General features: G+C 54.7%; 15 protein-coding genes. 7 read left to right on the plus strand and 8 right to left on the minus strand.

Annotated features, from left to right (window positions below; genetic code table 11):
* Positions 1 to 248: 248 nt before the first annotated feature.
* From glyS to ACWWFX_RS05395, 3 genes are all read right to left on the minus strand, one after another.
* Positions 249 to 2318, minus strand: a complete 2070-nt coding sequence (gene glyS, locus ACWWFX_RS05385) for a glycine--tRNA ligase subunit beta (protein WP_276219002.1) — start codon at positions 2316 to 2318, stop codon at positions 249 to 251.
* Positions 2319 to 2327: 9 nt separating this feature from the next.
* Positions 2328 to 3239, minus strand: coding sequence for a glycine--tRNA ligase subunit alpha (glyQ, locus tag ACWWFX_RS05390; RefSeq protein WP_001168551.1), 912 nt, complete (start codon positions 3237 to 3239; stop codon positions 2328 to 2330).
* 138 nt (positions 3240 to 3377) lie between these two features.
* The gene (locus ACWWFX_RS05395) at positions 3378 to 3683 is read right to left on the minus strand and encodes a YsaB family lipoprotein (RefSeq protein WP_473223369.1); all 306 of its coding nucleotides are present in this window, start codon (positions 3681 to 3683) and stop codon (positions 3378 to 3380) included.
* A gap of 176 nt (positions 3684 to 3859) precedes the next feature.
* On the opposite strand from ACWWFX_RS05395, the gene ACWWFX_RS05400 reads away from it, so the two are divergent.
* A complete protein-coding gene (locus ACWWFX_RS05400) occupies positions 3860 to 4855 on the plus strand; it encodes an acyltransferase (RefSeq protein WP_456146860.1) in 996 nt (331 codons plus the stop codon).
* Here the strand turns inward: ACWWFX_RS05400 and ACWWFX_RS05405 are convergent.
* The 3 genes from ACWWFX_RS05405 to xylA form a co-directional block, all read right to left on the minus strand.
* Positions 4852 to 5184, minus strand: a complete 333-nt coding sequence (locus ACWWFX_RS05405; protein ID WP_473223370.1) for a YiaA/YiaB family inner membrane protein — start codon at positions 5182 to 5184, stop codon at positions 4852 to 4854. The two genes, ACWWFX_RS05400 and ACWWFX_RS05405, sit on opposite strands and share 4 nt — an antisense overlap.
* A 136-nt stretch (positions 5185 to 5320) precedes the next feature.
* Positions 5321 to 6775 carry a xylulokinase gene (gene xylB, locus ACWWFX_RS05410; RefSeq protein ID WP_473223371.1) on the minus strand — a complete coding sequence of 485 codons (1455 nt, stop codon included), beginning with the start codon at positions 6773 to 6775 and terminating at the stop codon, positions 5321 to 5323.
* Between the two features lie 97 nt (positions 6776 to 6872).
* Positions 6873 to 8195 carry a xylose isomerase gene (gene xylA, locus ACWWFX_RS05415; protein ID WP_015962539.1) on the minus strand — a complete coding sequence of 441 codons (1323 nt, stop codon included), beginning with the start codon at positions 8193 to 8195 and terminating at the stop codon, positions 6873 to 6875.
* 350 nt (positions 8196 to 8545) lie between these two features.
* Between xylA and xylF the strand changes: the two genes are divergently transcribed.
* From xylF to xylR, 4 genes are all read left to right on the plus strand, one after another.
* Positions 8546 to 9538, plus strand: a complete 993-nt coding sequence (gene xylF, locus ACWWFX_RS05420; RefSeq protein WP_276219013.1) for a D-xylose ABC transporter substrate-binding protein — start codon at positions 8546 to 8548, stop codon at positions 9536 to 9538.
* Positions 9539 to 9606: 68 nt separating this feature from the next.
* Positions 9607 to 11148 (plus strand): xylose ABC transporter ATP-binding protein, encoded by a 1542-nt coding sequence (locus tag ACWWFX_RS05425; RefSeq protein ID WP_015962537.1) that lies wholly within the window; start codon positions 9607 to 9609, stop codon positions 11146 to 11148.
* Positions 11126 to 12307, plus strand: coding sequence for a xylose ABC transporter permease XylH (gene xylH, locus ACWWFX_RS05430; protein WP_276219015.1), 1182 nt, complete (start codon positions 11126 to 11128; stop codon positions 12305 to 12307). Before ACWWFX_RS05425 ends, xylH begins: the two co-directional genes overlap by 23 nt.
* Before the next feature lie 71 nt (positions 12308 to 12378).
* A complete protein-coding gene (gene xylR / locus ACWWFX_RS05435) occupies positions 12379 to 13557 on the plus strand; it encodes a D-xylose utilization transcriptional activator XylR (RefSeq protein ID WP_276219017.1) in 1179 nt (392 codons plus the stop codon).
* Positions 13558 to 13593: 36 nt separating this feature from the next.
* Here xylR and ACWWFX_RS05440 read toward each other — a convergent pair whose 3' ends face one another.
* Positions 13594 to 14448 (minus strand): Vmh family MBL fold metallo-hydrolase, encoded by an 855-nt coding sequence (locus ACWWFX_RS05440; protein ID WP_276219019.1) that lies wholly within the window; start codon positions 14446 to 14448, stop codon positions 13594 to 13596.
* Positions 14449 to 14562: 114 nt separating this feature from the next.
* Here ACWWFX_RS05440 and ACWWFX_RS05445 point away from each other — a divergent pair, with 114 nt between their 5' ends.
* The gene (locus ACWWFX_RS05445; protein WP_473223372.1) at positions 14563 to 15444 is read left to right on the plus strand and encodes a LysR family transcriptional regulator; all 882 of its coding nucleotides are present in this window, start codon (positions 14563 to 14565) and stop codon (positions 15442 to 15444) included.
* A gap of 209 nt (positions 15445 to 15653) precedes the next feature.
* Here ACWWFX_RS05445 and ACWWFX_RS05450 read toward each other — a convergent pair whose 3' ends face one another.
* The gene (locus tag ACWWFX_RS05450) at positions 15654 to 16478 is read right to left on the minus strand and encodes a protein bax (RefSeq protein WP_149463653.1); all 825 of its coding nucleotides are present in this window, start codon (positions 16476 to 16478) and stop codon (positions 15654 to 15656) included.
* A 315-nt stretch (positions 16479 to 16793) separates the two neighbouring features.
* Here ACWWFX_RS05450 and ACWWFX_RS05455 point away from each other — a divergent pair, with 315 nt between their 5' ends.
* Positions 16794 to 18827 carry an alpha-amylase gene (locus ACWWFX_RS05455; RefSeq protein ID WP_473223373.1) on the plus strand — a complete coding sequence of 678 codons (2034 nt, stop codon included), beginning with the start codon at positions 16794 to 16796 and terminating at the stop codon, positions 18825 to 18827.
* Positions 18828 to 18857 lie beyond the last annotated feature (30 nt).

The raw sequence follows: 18857 nt of genomic DNA on the forward strand, positions 1-18857 counted from the left end.
CACTTTGATTTATAGTCAGGTGGGGCTTTTCTCTGTCTGCCTTTCGGTGATACCTGAGACAAACAGTCTCAAGCACCCGTCGCTATTCTAGCAAACACCGCTCACGCAAAAGAATTAATGTATTCTGAAAAAAATTTTGCGTAATAAATGTGTAAGTACACACACATTAATCGAATAATTATTACTTGTTTATATTAGCGCATAAAAAAACCTGCCATTCGGCAGGTTTTTATTTATCAGCAGTAAACTTATTGCAGCAGCGAAATATCCGCAACCTGCAGGAACAGTTCACGCAGCTTCGACAGCATAGTCAGACGGTTGATACGCAGATCTTTGTCATCAACCATAACCATCACTTTATCGAAGAAGGCATCGACAGGCTCGCGCAGTTCAGCCAGTTCAACCAGCGCTTCCTGATAACGCCCTTCCGCAAAAGCTGGTGCCAGTTTGTCGCGCAGCACCACAACCTGCATTGCCAGCGCAATTTCTTCTGGCTCTTTCAGCGTGGCGGCGTTTACGCGGTCATTCAGCACTTCATCGGTTTTCGCCAGGATGTTAGACACACGCTTGTTGGCCGCAGCCAGCGCAGACGCGGCTTCCAGGGTACGGAAGTGAGAGACGGCTTTCATACGCGCATCAAAGTCTGCCGGACGTGTCGGACGACGCGCCAGCACGGCCTGGATGGTATCGACGGTGTAACCGGCATCCTGATACCAGGCACGGAAACGGCCCAGCATAAAGTCGATGACATCATCAACCACGTTGGCGTTAGTCAGCTTATCACCGTACAGACGCGCCGCTTCTTCAGTCAGCGTTTGCAGATCGAGGTTGAGGTTCTTCTCAACGATAATACGCAGCACGCCGAGCGCCGCGCGACGCAGCGCAAATGGGTCTTTATCGCCTTTCGGATGCTGACCAATCCCGAAGATACCCGCCAGGGTGTCCATCTTGTCAGCAATCGCCAGTGCGCAGGCTACCGGGTTAGACGGCAGGTCATCACCGGCAAAACGCGGCTGATACTGCTCATTCAGCGCCACGGCAACATCTTCCGCTTCGCCATCATGACGCGCGTAGTGCATACCCATTACGCCCTGAGTGTCGGTGAACTCGAAGACCATGTTGGTCATCAGGTCGCACTTGGACAGCAGGCCCGCACGGGTGGCGTGGTTAACGTCAGCACCAATCTGTTCAGCAATCCAGCCAGCCAGCGCCTGAATGCGGTCAGTTTTGTCGCGCAGCGTGCCCAACTGTTGCTGGAACAGCACGGTTTGCAGGCGCGGCAGGTTATCTTCCAGACGTTTTTTACGGTCGGTGTTGAAGAAGAACTCGGCATCGGCCAGACGTGGGCGAACCACTTTCTCGTTACCGGAGATAATCTGCTGCGGATCTCTGGACTCGATATTGGAGACAAAGATGAAGTTCGGCAGCAGTTTGCCGTCGTTTGCATACACCGGGAAGTACTTCTGGTCACCTTTCATGGTGTAAACCAGCGCTTCAGACGGCACCGCGAGGAATTTCTCTTCAAACTTCGCAGTCAGTACAACCGGCCATTCCACCAGCGAGGTGACTTCTTCCACCAGGCTTTCGCTTAAGTCAGCGTTACCGCCAATTTTACGTGCAGCTTCTTCGGCGTCGGCTTTGATCTTCGCTTTACGCTCAGCGTAATCGGCGATGACTTTCCCGCGCTCGCGCAGAATTTCCGGATACTGATCGGCGTTATCGATGGTGAATTCCGGCTCGCCCATAAAGCGGTGGCCGCGAATCACGCGATCGGACTGAATACCCAGAATGGTTGCCGGAATAACTTTGTCGCCCAGCAGCAGGGTCACGGTGTGAACCGGACGCACGAAGTGTACGTCAGACGCGCCCCAGCGCATCAGTTTCGGGATAGGCAGTTTAGCGAGCGAAGTGGCAACCATGTTCGGCACCAGCGCTTCGGTGCTTTCGCCCTTCACGTGGGCGCGATACAGCAGCCATTCGCCTTTATCGGTAGTCAGACGCTCGGCCTGGTCTACGGTGATACCGCAGCCACGCGCCCAGCCTTCTGCCGCTTTGCTCGGTTTGCCTTCGGCGTCGAACGCCTGGGCAATTGCCGGGCCGCGTTTTTCAACTTCGCGATCGGCCTGGGCTTCCGCCAGGTTAGCGACCTTCAGCGCCAGACGACGCGGAGCAGCAAACCATTCAACGTTGCCGTGTGCGAGGCCGGCGTTATCCAGCTCCGCAGTGAAGTTCGCAGCAAAGGACTCAGCCAGGCTGCGCAGTGCTTTTGGTGGCAGCTCTTCAGTGCCGATTTCCACCAGAAAAGTTTTCTCAGACATGGCCGCCTCTTACTTGTCTTTGTTGCACATCGGGAAGCCGAGGGCTTCACGGGAAGCATAATAAGCTTCTGCCACCGCTTTGGTCAGGGTGCGAATGCGCAGAATGTAGCGCTGACGCTCGGTGACGGAGATGGCTTTACGCGCATCCAGCAGGTTGAAGCTGTGGGCGGCTTTCAGAATACGCTCGTAAGCAGGCAACGGCAGCGGATTTTCCAGCGCCAGCAGCTGCTGGGCTTCTTTCTCGTACTGCTCGAAGCAAGTGAACAGGAAGTCCACGTCCGCGTATTCGAAGTTGTAGGTGGATTGCTCCACTTCGTTCTGATGGAACACGTCGCCGTAGGTGGTTTTACCCAGCGGGCCGTCGCTCCAGACCAGGTCGTAAACGCTGTCTACGCCCTGAATGTACATTGCCAGACGTTCCAGACCGTAGGTGATCTCGCCGGTAACCGGTTTACATTCCAGGCCGCCAACCTGCTGGAAGTAAGTGAACTGCGTCACTTCCATGCCGTTCAGCCACACTTCCCAGCCCAGCCCCCAGGCACCCAGCGTCGGGTTTTCCCAGTTATCTTCCACGAAACGAATGTCGTGGATGGTCGGGTCCATTCCCAGCTCTTTCAGGGAACCGAGGTACAGCTCCTGAATGTTGTCCGGCGATGGCTTGATGACCACCTGGAACTGATAGTAGTGCTGTAAACGGTTCGGGTTTTCGCCGTAGCGGCCATCGGTCGGACGACGGGAAGGCTGCACATAAGCAGTCGCCATCGGCTCTGGCCCCAGCGCGCGCAGGCAGGTCATTGGGTGAGAGGTACCCGCGCCAACTTCCATGTCCAATGGTTGAACAATGGTGCAGCCCTGGCGAGCCCAGTAATCCTGTAAGGTCAGGATCAAGCCCTGGAAGGTCCTGGTATCAAACTTTTGCATATTATTTCGTGCTGGATACGTGTGGATTTAAAGGAAGGGATCAGTATACCCGCTGGCTGGAAGATATACAGTATGAAAGCGACCTGTTTAGGGAAAATAGAGGAAAACAGGCCGACTTTTCGTGCCATATTGCCGCGTTTAACGCATCGATAAGTGTAAAAAATCACCATTTGCGTCAAATGAGCAGACAAAACCTTCATTGCGCGCAGTATAGCCGCGTAATTCATAGCTGCCCTGAAAACGCTCAAAGCCCGTGACGTCAATTTTCTGCGCCGCCGTGTTATAGCGCTCCGCCGCCCGTTCCTTGCATAAATTTTCCATCCCCAGCGAACGGGCGGGATTCGCTTTCGCATTTTGCGCTTTCATCGGCGTCGCGGGTTCGGACGCGGCGCATCCCGCCAGTAATAGCCCCATTAGCAGGGGAAGGAGTCGCTTCATCATCATTTTTCATTACCGCCTTACGATCGGGCTGTTATTTTAGTGGGTAGTCACTGCTGTGATGGCATTCTGCGAATCACACCACAACACGACAAGTGTGGGGTGAAAAACTCAGAATAATCCAGTCAAATAGCCTAATAAATATTGAGTCACACTTTGTTTGAAAGGAGGAACCGGCCCTAATGCAGCCCAAAATAAACTGGATTGATAACCTACGCGGAATAGCCTGCCTGATGGTAGTGATGATCCATACGACAACCTGGTACATTACCAACGCGCACAGTATCAGCCCGGTGAACTGGGATATTGCTAATGTTCTCAACTCTGCCTCACGCGTGAGCGTGCCGCTGTTCTTCATGATCTCCGGCTATCTCTTTTTCGGCCCGCGCAGCGCTCAGCCACGCCATTTTCTGCGGATTGCGCTGTGCCTGCTGTTTTACAGCGTCGTGGCGCTTATCTATATCGCGGCATTCACACATATCAATATCGAAGGGTCGCTTAAGAATATCCTACAGAAGCCTGTTTTCTATCACCTATGGTTTTTCTTCGCCATCATGGTGATTTATCTGGTCTCGCCGCTGATTGAGGTGAAAGCGATAAGCGGCAAAATGCTACTGGCGCTGATGGTGGTGATTGGTATTGTTGCTAACCCGAATACAGTGACGTTGAAAACCGACGGCATCGAATGGTTACCGGTGAATCTCTATATCAACGGCGATACCTTTTATTACCTGATTTACGGCCTGCTGGGGCGCGCCATCGGCATGATGGAGACGCAAAAACGTGGGTTAAGCGGGTTATGTGGCATCGGTTTTGTGCTGGCGGTAGTGGTGATTTCGCGTGGCACGCTGCATGAATTGAGCTGGCGCGGCAACTTTGCCGACACCTGGTATCTCTATTGCGGGCCGATGGTGTTTATCTGCGCGGCAACGCTGTTTGTGGTGGTAAAAAACTGTCTGAACCATCGCGTATTGCCGGGATTAGCGCTGATTTCGCGCCATTCGCTGGGCATTTATGGTTTTCACGCCCTGATTATTCATGCTTTACGCAGCAGCGGCGCAGACATTAAAAGCTGGCCGCTGCTCGATATTGTGTGGATTTTCTGCGCCACGCTGGCGGGGAGCCTGGTGCTGTCGATGCTGGTACAGCGCGTGGATAGCAAGCGATTCGTCAGCTAGCGCCAGCGCGCCGCGCCGTACATCGCGGCAAACCAGGCGAGAACGCTAAGCCCCTTTTCCGTCAGGCTGAGGGGTAAGTTCCAGATGCCCACCAGCATTAAGCCTGTCGCCAGCAGCAGCACAAAGCGGCACAGCCCGGCAAAACACCCCTCATCTTTTTCTTTTCCGGATAATCGCTGGTACGTCAGTACGGTGAACACACCAAGTACCAGCACGGCCAGGAAATAACCTTTATCGGTCAACTGCGGGCAGTCGCCCCATAGACATACAACGTAGAGAATAACTCCGGCACACAACACGCCCTGCGGGGCTTTCAGCGCTAACTTCATGGCGGTCTCCTTATCCATAGCAATCGCATTATGAACGGAAACCACAGCGCAACATTGGAGCAACACGAAATTTCCCGCAAATTCGGAATTCATCAATTTTGGTGGAGAATCCGCCCCGGAGACGAGGCGGAATACATCAGGACATCAGCGGCAGCAGTTGCTGATAGAGTTGACGGAAGGTTTCACGACGCGGGGCATATTGCGCATGGCGCTGTGCGTCCGGATAGTGCGCCTGCTCAAGCGGTAACTGCGGCAGCAGATCAGTGAACGGCTTATCGTGGTGAATCGCCAGTTGCGCCAGGCGCGCTGCGCCCAATGCCGGTCCGACATCGCCGCCAGTGCGGTAATCCAGCTGTTGACCGCTGATATCCGCCAGCATCTGACGCCAGTAAGCGCTACGCGCACCACCGCCAATCAGGGTCACACTTTTCGGTGTGACGCCGCAGGCATGAACCACATCCATACCGTCGGCCAGCGCAAAACCTACGCCTTCGAGCACCGCGCGGGCCAGTTCCGCCGGGCCGTGCTGGTGCGTCAGGCCAAAGAAGACGCCCTTAGCCTGCGGGTTATTGTGCGGCGTACGCTCACCGGAAAGATACGGCAGAAACCACACCGGCCCGGCATTCTCATCGGCGGATTGCGCCGCGCTGATCAGCGCAGGTACGTTTTCCAGCCCGGTAAGTTTTGCCGCCCAGTCGAGGCACGACGCTGCGCTAAGCATCACCGACATTAAATGCCAGCGCCCCGGCAACGCATGACAGAAACTGTGCACCGCGCTTTCTGGCTTGCTGAGGAAACCTTCGCTTACCGCAAAGTAAACGCCTGACGTGCCGAGCGAAAGCATCGCCTGCCCGGCATCGGCCATGCCCACACCGACAGCGCCCGCCGCGTTGTCACCGCCGCCCGCTACCACCGGCACCGCGGGCATATTCCACGCCTGCGCGACGGATGGCAGCAGCGTGCCAGTAATATCACAGCCTTCAAACAGCGCAGGCATGTTGTCACGGCTCAGGCCGCAGGCCGCGAGCATCACATCGCTCCAGTCGCGTTTTGCCACGTCCATCCACATCGTGCCCGCCGCGTCGGACATATCGCTGGCAAATTCACCGGTGATACGCAGGCGCAAATAATCTTTTGGCAGCAGGACTTTATCGACCTGAGCAAAAATCTCTGGCTCATGGCGCTTCACCCACAGCAGTTTCGGCGCGGTAAAGCCCGGCATCATCAGATTGCCGGTAATCTGGCGGGAATTTTTCACCGCGTCTTCCAGCAACTGGCACTCTTGCGCACAGCGGCCATCGTTCCACAGAATCGCCGGGCGAAGCACGCACTGCTGCTTGTCGAGAAGGGTTGCGCCGTGCATCTGCCCAGCAATGCCCAGCGCTTTCACGTCCTGTAAACTGTGCTGCTGCGAAAGCGCTTTAATCGCGCGATCGGTCGCCTGCCACCACTGTTCCGGGTCCTGTTCAGACCACAGCGGATGCGGGCGTGAAACGGTGAGTTTTTCTGTCTTCGAGGCGACGACATCGCCCTCTTCACTCAGCAGGATAGCTTTAACGCCGGATGTACCCAGATCAATCCCAATATACATAGCGTATCGTTCCTTAAAAAAAGCCCGGTGGCGCTAACGCTTACCGGGCCTACAGACGGGTAGACCGGGCAAACTCGCTGCCGCCCGGCGTTTTCCATTATTTGTCGAACAGGTAGTGATTAACCAGGTTTTCCAGCAGCTCCTGGTGACCGCTCTGATGCTGCGGCGCCAGCTGATGCTGCTCGGCATATTTTGCCAGGTCCTGCAGCGACATCTGCCCTTTCAGGATTTGCTGACCCAGTTCACCGTTCCAGCCCGCGTAACGCTTAGCCACACGTTTATCCAGCTCGCCGCCTTCAATCATACGCGCCGCCACTTTCAGCGACAGTGCCATGGTATCCATCGCGCCAATGTGGCCGTAGAACAGGTCATATTTGTCGGTGCTCTGACGACGCACTTTCGCATCGAAGTTCAGGCCACCGGTAGTGAAGCCGCCCGCTTTGAGAATTTCGTACATCACCAGCGCATTCTCTTCCACGCTGTTCGGGAACTGGTCGGTATCCCAGCCCAGCTGCGGATCGCCACGGTTGGCATCAACGGAGCCGAACAGGCCCAGCGCAATTGCGGTAGCAATTTCGTGATGGAAAGAGTGCCCCGCCAGCGTCGCGTGGTTCGCTTCGATGTTCAGTTTAATCTCTTTTTCCAGGCCGAACTGTTTAAGGAAGCCGTAAACGGTCGATGCATCGTAATCATACTGATGCTTGGTCGGTTCCTGCGGTTTCGGTTCGATAAGCAGGGTGCCCTGGAAACCGATTTTGTGTTTATGCTCAACCACCATCTGCATGAAACGGCCAATCTGCTCGCGTTCCTGACGCAGGTCGGTGTTCAGCAGGGATTCATAGCCTTCGCGGCCCCCCCACAGTACGTAGTTCTCGCCGCCCAGTTTGTGAGTGGCATTCATAGCGGTGAAGACCTGAGTCGCCGCCCAGCTAAAGACTTCCGGGTCCGGGTTCGTTGCCGCGCCTGCGCCGTAGCGCGGGTTAGTAAAGCAGTTCGCCGTACCCCATAGCAGCTTCACACCGCTCTGCTGCTGTTTTTCGGCCAGCACGTCTACCATCTGCGCGAAGTTGTTCAGATACTCTTTCAGCGACGCACCTTCCGGCGATACGTCAACATCATGGAAGCAGTAGTAAGGCACGTTCAGCTTATGGAAGAATTCAAATGCTACATCCGCTTTGCGTTTCGCCAGGGCAATGGCTTCGCCCGGCTGCTGCCACGGGCGGTCGAATGCGCCCACGCCGAACATATCTGCGCCATTCCAGCAGAAGGTGTGCCAGTAGCAGGCGGCGAAGCGCAGGTGATCTTCCATCCGTTTACCCAGCACCAGTTCGTCAGGGTTGTAGTGGCGGAAAGCCAGCGGGTTTTCCGTTTTAGGGCCTTCGAAACGAACACGATCCAGTTGGTCGAAATAAGCTTGCATAATGAACTCCATAATCAGATACGCGGCGAGGAATAATTCGTTAGCTAATACTGAGTTCAGATTTCCTGTTCCTCAATTACGTTATTTCACACTGCGATTAAGAGAATCCACAAACGTGCGCTGGCTCGCAAAATAAAACGGCTCGCAAAATTTATGTAAATTTCTCTTAGGCGATATATAAAACTCGATCAAGCTCATAAATTGACAATTAAACCAAATATCGTAATGGGAAGATAAAAATCTGTAATTGCCAGCACCGCTTTCTATGTTAAAAATTTGCTGCGTGTTAAGTCGTGCTTGTTTCTTTTATCGCCAATCTCATTACCTACCCTACAAAAGGCATTACGACTATGAAAATCAAGAACCTTTGCCTCACGCTCTGTGCATCCCTTCTGCTTACCAGCATGGCGAGCAGCGCAAAAGAAGTCAAAATCGGTATGGCTATCGACGATCTGCGTCTTGAGCGCTGGCAGAAAGACCGCGATATTTTTGTTAATAAAGCAGAATCGTTAGGCGCCAAAGTATTTGTACAGTCGGCTAACGGTAACGAAGAAACCCAGATGTCGCAGATTGAAAATATGATCAACCGTGGCGTCGATGTTCTGGTTATTATTCCTTACAACGGTCAGGTACTCAGTAACGTCATTAAAGAAGCCAAACAGGAAGGTATTAAAGTTCTGGCTTACGATCGCATGATCAATAACGCTGATATCGATTTTTATATCTCTTTCGATAATGAAAAAGTGGGCGAAATGCAGGCCCAAAGCCTGGTCAATCAGGTGCCACAAGGGAACTATTTCCTGATGGGCGGCTCGCCGGTAGATAATAACGCCAAACTGTTCCGTGCCGGTCAGATGAAAGTCTTAAAGCCGTATATCGATAGCGGCAAAATTAAAGTCGTCGGCGATCAATGGGCTGATGGCTGGTTACCGGAAAACGCGCTGAAAATTATGGAAAACGCCCTCACCGCCAATAACAACAAAATTGATGCCGTGGTGGCATCAAACGATGCGACCGCAGGCGGTGCGATTCAGGCGCTGAGCGCGCAAGGGCTGGCGGGTAAAGTCGCTATCTCCGGGCAGGATGCGGATCTTGCTGGCGTGAAACGCATTATCGCGGGCACGCAAACCATGACCGTGTATAAACCGATCACCACGCTTGCGACAACCGCCGCTGAAATCGCCGTCGAGCTCGGTAACGATCAGCAACCGAAGCCTGATACTACGCTGAATAATGGCCTGAAAGATGTGCCGTCTCGTCTGCTGACGCCAATCGAAGTGAATAAGACCAATATCGACCAGACCGTCGTTAAAGATGGGTTCCATAAGAAGAGCGAACTTTAATTTCCCTGCCCCGGTAACGGGGCAGTCGTTCTCGTTCGGCCTGAATTATCGGCTTACGTGGAGCAGCTATGTCTTATTTACTTGAAATGAAAAATATCACCAAAGCCTTTGGCGCGGTGAAAGCGGTGGATAACGTCAGCCTGCGTTTAAACCCTGGCGAAGTGGTGTCGCTGTGCGGTGAAAATGGCTCCGGAAAATCGACGCTCATGAAAGTACTGTGCGGTATTTACCCGCACGGCAGCTACGACGGCGAGATTATTTTTGCCGGGGAAACGCTCACCCCAACGCATATTCGCGATACAGAACGCAAAGGCATCGCCATTATTCACCAGGAGCTGGCGCTGGTGAAACACCTTACGGTGCTGGAGAATATTTTCCTTGGGGCAGAAATCAGCCGCCACGGTATTCTCGACTACGATGCCATGACCCTACGCTGCGAAAAATTACTTGCCCAGGTCAGTCTGGCGATTTCCCCCGACACCCGCGTGGGCGATTTGGGGCTGGGGCAACAGCAACTGGTCGAAATTGCCAAGGCGCTGAATAAACAGGTGCGCCTGCTGATCCTCGACGAGCCAACCGCCTCGCTCACCGAGCAGGAAACTGCCGTGCTGCTGGATATCATCCGCGACCTTCAGCACCACGGCATTGCCTGCATCTACATTTCACACAAGCTCAATGAAGTGAAGGCTATCTCCGACACTATTTGCGTGATCCGCGATGGTCAGCACATCGGCACGCGCGACGCCAGCAGCATGAGCGAGGACGACATCATCACCATGATGGTGGGCCGCGAACTGACGGCGCTCTATCCCAACGAACCGCACACCACCGGTGACGAGATCCTGCGCGTGGAACACCTCACGGCGTGGCATCCGGTTAACCGCCACATCAAGCGGGTAAACGATATCTCTTTCAGCCTTCGGCGCGGGGAAATTCTCGGGATTGCCGGGCTGGTCGGTGCCGGACGTACCGAGGCGGTACAGTGCCTGTTTGGCGTCTGGCGCGGGCGCTGGGAGGGAAAAATCTTTCTGGATGGCAAACCCGTGACCATTAACACCTGCCAGCAGGCGATTGCCCACGGTATTGCAATGGTGCCGGAAGATCGCAAAAAAGATGGCATCGTGCCGGTGATGGCGGTCGGTAAAAATATGACGCTGGCGGCGCTCGATCAGTTCAGCGGCGCGCTAAGCAGCCTGGATGACGCCCGCGAGCAGCAGTGTATTTTACAGTCGCTGCAGCGGCTTAAAGTCAAAACATCCTCACCGGAGCTGGCGATTGGTCGCCTCAGCGGTGGTAATCAACAGAAAGCGATTCTGGCACGCTGCCTGTTGCTCAACCCGCGCATTCTGATCCTCGACGAACCGACGCGCGGTATCGACATTGGCGCGAAATATGAAATTTACAAGCTGATCAACCAACTGGTGCAACAGGGGATCGCCGTCATCGTTATCTCTTCCGAACTGCCGGAAGTACTGGGTCTGAGCGACCGGGTGCTGGTCATGCACGAAGGGAAACTGAAAGCAGACCTGGTGAACCACAACCTGACGCAGGAAAAAGTGATGGAAGCCGCATTGAGGAGCGAACGTCATGTCGAAAAACAACCCGTCTGAAATCAAGCTGGCGGCGCCGACGCCGGCCCCCACATTTAGCCTGAAGTCGCTGAACTTGCAGGTATTCGTGATGATTGCCGCCATTGTGGTCATCATGCTGTTCTTCACCTGGACGACCGAAGGCGCGTACCTCAGCGCCCGTAACGTCTCTAACCTGCTGCGCCAGACTGCCATCACCGGCATTCTGGCGGTAGGGATGGTGTTTGTGATTATCTCCGCCGAAATCGACCTCTCTGTCGGCTCGATGATGGGGCTGCTCGGCGGCGTAGCGGCGATTTTCGACGTCTGGCTCGGCTGGCCGTTGCCGCTGACCATCATTGTGACGCTGGCGATGGGCCTGGTACTCGGCGCATGGAACGGTTGGTGGGTTGCCTATCGGAAAGTACCGTCGTTTATCGTTACCCTCGCCGGGATGCTGGCGTTCCGCGGTATTCTGATTGGCATCACCAACGGTACCACCGTGTCACCCACCAGCGCCGCGATGTCGCAAATTGGCCAAAGCTACCTGCCTGATGGCATTGGTTTCTCCTTCGGGGCGATTGGCCTGATGGCGTTTATTGTCTGGCAGTGGCGCGGGCGCATGCGTCGTCAGAATCTTGGGCTCGCCACACCGGCCTCTACCGGCGTGGTCGGACGTCAGGCACTGACAGCGATAATTGTACTGGGTGCTATCTGGCTGTTGAATGACTATCGCGGCGTGCCGACACCGGTTCTGCTGCTGACGCTGCTGCTGTTGGGCGGGATGTTTATGGCCACGCGCACAGCGTTTGGACGTCGCATTTACGCCATCGGCGGTAACATCGAAGCCGCGCGCCTGTCAGGGATTAACGTCGAGCGCACCAAGCTTGCCGTCTTCGCCATCAACGGCCTGATGGTGGCGATCGCCGGGTTAATCCTCAGCTCACGTCTTGGCGCAGGTTCACCGTCGGCAGGCAACATTGCCGAGCTGGACGCTATCGCCGCCTGCGTGATTGGCGGCACCAGTCTGGCGGGCGGCGTAGGTAGCGTGGCCGGGGCGGTAATGGGCGCATTTATCATGGCGTCGCTGGATAATGGAATGAGCATGATGGACGTGCCCACTTTCTGGCAATATATCGTTAAGGGCGCCATTTTGCTGCTGGCAGTCTGGATGGATTCGGCCACCAAACGCCGCGCTTGATACGATGTACGATGACAATACCGGCCATTAAGCCGGTATTGTCATTCATGATTCACCAGGGAAATTGAACCATGTTTGAAAAGCGTCACCGTATTACCCTGTTATTCAACGCGAATAAGGCCTATGACCGACAGGTGGTCGAAGGGGTTGGCGAGTATTTACAGGCGTCGCAGTCGGAGTGGGATATTTTCATTGAGGAAGATTTCCGCGCACGAATCGAAAACATCAAAGAGTGGCTTGGCGATGGCGTGATTGCCGATTATGACGATCCGCACATCGAAGCGTTACTGGCCGACGTGAAAGTGCCCATTGTCGGCGTAGGCGGCTCTTATCATCGCCCGGAGCAGTATCCGCCCGTCCACTACATCGCCACCGATAACTATGCGCTGGTCGAAACCGCTTTCCTGCATCTGAAAGAGAAAGGCGTACATCGATTCGCGTTCTACGGCTTGCCGGGCTCCAGCGGTAAACGCTGGGCGGTAGAGCGGGAATATGCCTTTAGCCAGATTGTGGCTAAAGAGAAATATCGCGGCGTGATTTATCAGGGGCAAGAGACCGCGCCAGAGAACTGGCAGCACGCGCAGAACCGCCTGGCGGACTGGCTACAAACGCTGCCGCCGCAAACCGGCATTATCGCCGTAACCGACGCCCGCGCGCGTCATATCCTGCAAGCCTGCGAACACCTGCACATTCCGGTGCCAGAGAAGCTGTGCGTCATTGGTATCGATAACGAAGAGCTTACCCGCTATCTTTCGCGGGTGGCGCTGTCATCTGTGGCACAGGGCGCGCGGCAGATGGGGTATCAGGCCGCCAAACTGCTGCACCGCCTGCTGGATAACGAGGAATTACCGCTACAGCGCCTGCTGGTGCCCCCGATGCGCGTCATTGAACGACGCTCCACCGACTACCGCTCGCTGAACGACCCGGCGGTCATTCAGGCGATGCACTACATCCGCAACAACGCCTGCAAAGGCATTAAAGTGGAGCAGGTGCTCGATTCTGTCGGTATTTCGCGCTCGAACCTTGAGAAACGCTTCAAAGAAGAAGTGGGCGAAACCATTCACGCCGTGATACACAGCGAAAAGCTGGAAAAAGCGCGCAGTTTGCTTATTTCCACCTCGCTGTCGATTAACGAAATCTCGCAAATGTGCGGCTACCCTTCCCTGCAATATTTCTATTCGGTGTTTAAAAAAGAGTACGACACCACGCCGAAAGAGTACCGCGAACAACACAGCGAAGTGCGGTTGTAGCCGCTTTGATGCCGGGTGGCGCTGCGCGTGTCCGGTTTACTTCCAGGCCATCTCGCCGGTGTTGACCTTTGCGCTCAGTTCCAGCGAACTCTCATCGGCGAGATCCGGATACGCCTTTTTCATCACCCCAATCACGCCAGCCGAATTTTTCTGGCTGTTCAGCGCCAGCTCAAATTTTTGCAGATAATCAAGGGTAAAGGTGATGGCTTTCGCCCCGGAGGGCAACTTGCCAAGGTAATGGCCCGGAATCACCGTCTGCGGCTGTTCGGCCTGCATCGCTTTCAGCACGCTGCGCCATTCATTACGACGCGTCACGGTCTGCGTATCGGCGCTCCAGATATGAATGCCGGACGCCACGCCGGTGCCGCCAAGAATCGCCTTATTCGCCGGGATCCAAACGTAGGCGGCATAGCTTTCAGGGTGTTTGATTTCGACCGCTTCGCCATCAATGGTGAAACGCATGTCGTGGAGCGGTTTTGGCGTATAGAGCTGGTGCGGCGCATCGGCTTTCAGCTGTGGCCCCCAGTAGGCCAGTTTGGCATCACGCGTAGCCTCAATGTGAGATACCACCGCAGGCGTCGCAACAATCTCCACATTCGGGAAGGCTTTGACTATCGGTTCAAGACCAAAATAGAAATCAGGATCACCCGAGGTAATCACAATGCGCGAGAGTTTTTTACCACTTTCGCGAATCATGGCGACCAGCTTTTCACCGTCTTTCACGCTGAACTGGGCATCAAACAGCACGGCTTCTGAGGGACCGTAGACCAGCGTCGATGAGACCGGAAAAACGGCATTTTCCTGAGGGTTATACGTCTTCATCGTCAGCGGAGCGGCAAAAGTCGTGCTGCTGATAACAAGGGCGGCGATGGCGGTGAATGCACGTTTCATGATGAACCTGATGTTGTTATGTGTGAGACCGTCCATTTTACGGATTTCCCCACCTGTCAGAATTCCCGAAAACCGATATGCTTGGTTTCATAAAACGATCAGCTGGAGCCGTTCATGGATAGAGTCACCGCCGCACGCGTATTTAATCGCATCTGCGAACTGGGCAGCCTGAGCGCCGCATCACGCGCGCTGGGGATTTCGCGGCCTATGGTCAGCCGCTATCTGGAACAGATGGAACAGTGGGCGGGCGCGCGCCTGATTCATCGTACTTCGCGCCGCCTGACGCTGACGCCAGCTGGCGAAGAGATTTTGCTTAAGACGCGCCATCTGATTCAGCTCGCCCAGGAAATTGAGCTGCGCAATCAGCAGGATGAACCCTCCGGTGTGCTGCGCGTAGCCTGTGCGCACCTGACGGCTACCTGCATCATTGGGCCGATTGTCACCGAATTTCTGAATCGTTATCCGGCGCTACGCCTGGAACTGGATGTGAACAACCATCCGGTGAACCTGGTGAGCGAGCGCATTGACGTGGCTGTGCGCATTACCAATAACCCGGAGCCTGGCACCATTGCTCGCCGCCTGGGTGAATGCCGTTCAGTGCTTTGCGCCGCACCGGATTATCTGGCCCGCTACGGTACGCCGCAAACGCCTGCCGATCTCGCCCATCATAACTGCCTGCACTACAGCCGTTTCGCCGGGCAGAGCTGGCACTTTACCACTGCCGAAGAAACAGAGGTATCGGTCAATATCAGCGGTAATTTCAGCGCCACGATTTCAACGGTGTTACTGGATGCGGCCGTAGCAGGCTGTGGTATTGCGATGGTGCCGGAAATGGAAGCCAGGGAAGCATTGGCAAAAGGAAGTGTGGTAGCGCTGCTGGCAGAGTATGAACCGGCCAGGCTGGGAATTTATGGTATGTATTTGTCGCGGGAGTATCAGCCAGGGGGATTAAGGCCGTTTCTGGATATGCTGGAGCATGCATTGTTAGGGGCGTAAAAAGGGAGCTTTCGCTCCCTGAAACTGATGACAAACGCAACATTGCCTGATGCGCTACGCTTATCAGGCCTACAAGGTTTCTGCAATATATTGAATTTGCATGACTTTGTAGGCCGGATAAGGCGTTTACGCCGCATCCGGCAAGAACAAAGCGCACGTTGTCAGCAATCTGAGGGAGCTTTCGCTCCCTTTAGCATTCCAGATGAGGATTACATATGCGCCGCAATCAGACGCTGGTTATCCTGGTACATCGCGAACAGATAGTTGTTGTAGCTCGAACCTTTGGTGGAATAACCCTTCAGCTTATGAATCATCGCGCTGGCGGTGACTTCCTGGTCCGTCTTACGCAACTGCGCGCGAGACTTACGGAATGACGAGTACGCCGGATGGGTATTCAGGTTCATCGCGTAGGCCTGGACAGACGCTTTGACAGAGTCAAAGTGCGAGTAGCCATTCACTTTACCGGAACCATTTTTACACTTACCGGAACCACACTTCATCCCGAACAGATTGTTGTTGGCGCGTGCCAGTTTTGACGTCCCCCAACCACTCTCTGCCGCAGCCATGGTCGCCACCATGCTGCCAGGGATGATGTCGACACGTTCAAGCAGTGAATTCCACGGCACCTTGCGGGTGTTACCGTTCCACTTCACCTTATAGCGCGTGGTGATGTCTTTCAAACGCGCACGCTCAGACGGCGACCAGCGGCCTTCGTACTGCTTTGAAACCAGCCAGTTACGATCGGCAGTGATTGCTGCATTTTGGCTTGTAATATAAGGCATTACCGTCCGGAGAAACGCTCTTTTCCTTGGGGTTCCGGAAGGGTATTTTCGCAAATCAGGAAGTGAACTGCTCTTTACACTATTGCGAGAATACTCTTGTTTACTGCTAACCTTAGTACTACTAACCTTTTTAACTGAGGCTTTATGATGCTCTGTTACTGTGTGAGTTTTCGCTAACACCCCACCAGAAAAAATCATGGTGAGTAACATAAGTATCGCTGCCCCATATCGTCGAATGGGAGTCGATATCATTAGGTCTCCTGGTCGGATTTAATCATTCCAACACCTTATTTTTGTCTCGAAATTGAGAGTTGAATCTCAAATCATACCAAAAATAGCCCGCCTACGCACCCTGTTGAATAGTCCTTGTCCTAAAACAATGGCACAACTTTGCCATGGACAAAAACCGTACGCATAATAGTAATCATTGGAAATGATACGGTTATCGCACTTTTTACTGAATTTTGACGCCCGTCACTCACCCCTTTTTATCCTCCCCCTGAGAGGATGAGGCTTGCGCGGTCAATTGCTGCCACACTGTTGAAAAAAACCGCGACAGGACCCGACATGAAACTCGCTGCGCTTGTACCGCTACTGCTTCCGACCTACGCCTTCGCCGCCTGGACAGTGAATGACTTCCCGGCATTTACTCCCGAAGGTACCGGCAAATTCGTCAGCCAAAAAACACTCACGAAGGGTACTCGCCCCCTGACGTTAAATTTTGACCAACAGTGCTGGCAGCCTGCCGCAGGCATTAAGCTTAATCAGATGCTGTCGCTGGAGCCCTGCAAAGGCGACGCACCGCAGTGGCGCATCTTCCGCGACGGCAATTATCAACTGGAGATAGACACTCGATCCGGCACGCCGACGCTGTCGATTTCGGTACAAAGCGCAGCGCAAACCAACAGCGTACAGACAGCGATTCGTCAGTGTCCGCGCTGGGATGGTAAACCGTTAACCCTTGACGTCAGCCAGACCTTTGCCGAAGGCAGCAACGTGCGGGATTTCTACAGCGGCCAAACGGCGCAGGTAAAACAGGGAAAAATCACTCTGCAACCGGCACCAGAAAGTAATGGCCTGTTGCTGCTGGAAAGTGCAGACACCACCAAACCGGCCCCCTTTAGCTGGCACAACGCTACGGTCTATTTCGTGCTGACCGACCGTTTTGTTAATGGCGATCCGGGTAACGACAACAGCTATGGCCGCCGCAAAGATGGTATGCAGGAGATAGGCACTTTCCACGGCGGTGACCTGAAAGGGCTCACCAGCAAGCTGGATTACCTGCAACAGTTGGGCGTTAACGCGCTGTGGATTAGCTCGCCGCTGGAGCAAATTCACGGCTGGGTCGGCGGCGGTACCAAGGGCGATTTCCCCCACTACGCCTATCACGGCTACTACACCCAGGACTGGACAAAACTCGACGCCAATATGGGCGACGAAAACGACCTGCGTAATCTGGTTGAGGGCGCCCATCAGCGCGGCATGCGCATTCTGTTTGACGTGGTGATGAACCACACGGGCTATGCCACGCTCGCCGATATGCAGCAGTTCCAGTTTGGCGCGCTCTATCTGGAAGGTAGCGACATCGAAAAAACGCTCGGGAAGAACTGGACAGACTGGACGCCGGGCCCAGGTCAAACCTGGCATAGCTTTAACGATTACATCAACTTCAGCGATAAAGCCGCATGGGAAAAATGGTGGGGGAAAGGCTGGATCCGCACCGATATCGGCGACTACGACAGCCCCGGTTTTGACGATCTCACCATGTCTCTGGCTTTCCTGCCAGATTTAAAAACCGAATCCGCCGCCGCCGTGGGCCTGCCCAATTTCTATGCCCATAAACCCGATACGCAGGCCAAAGCGCTGGCCGACTTCACGCCGCGCGATTACCTCACTCACTGGCTGAGCCAATGGGTGCGCGATTACGGCATCGACGGTTTCCGCGTGGACACCGCCAAACATGTAGAAATGGCGGGCTGGCAGCAACTGAAGACGCAATCCAGCCAGGCGCTGGCCGAGTGGAAAAAAGCCAACCCGGACAAAGCGCTGGATAACGCCCCCTTCTGGATGACCGGCGAAGCCTGGGGCCACGGCGTGATGGAGAGCGACTATTACCGTCACGGCTTTGACGCGATGATTAACTTCGATTATCAGGACCAGGCGGCGAAGGCGGCAGATTGCCTGGCGAATATCGATCTCACCTGGCAACAGATGGCCGACAAATTACAGTCGTTCAACGTGCTGAGCTACCTTTCATCGCACGACACCAGCCTGTTCCGCGAGAAAGGTAACAACGCCGCCGAGCTTCTGCTGCTGGCCCCCGGCGCAGTGCAGATTTTCTATGGCGACGAGTCGAATCGTCCGTTTGGCCCAACCGGCTCTGACCCGCTTCAGGGTACGCGCTCAGAGATGAACTGGCAGGATGTCAGCGGGAAATCGGCCGCCAGCGTCGCGCACTGGCAGCGTTTAGGCCAGTTCCGCGCGCACCACCCGGCGGTGGGCGCAGGCAAACAGACGACGCTGACGCTCCCACAGGGCTATGGTTTTGTGCGGCAAAACGGTGACGATAGCGTGATGGTTATCTGGGCCGGGAATCGCTAAAAATCCGCTATTTGGCCCGTTCTACGCAGA

The organism is Pseudocitrobacter sp. 2023LY-00077, assembly GCF_055796175.1.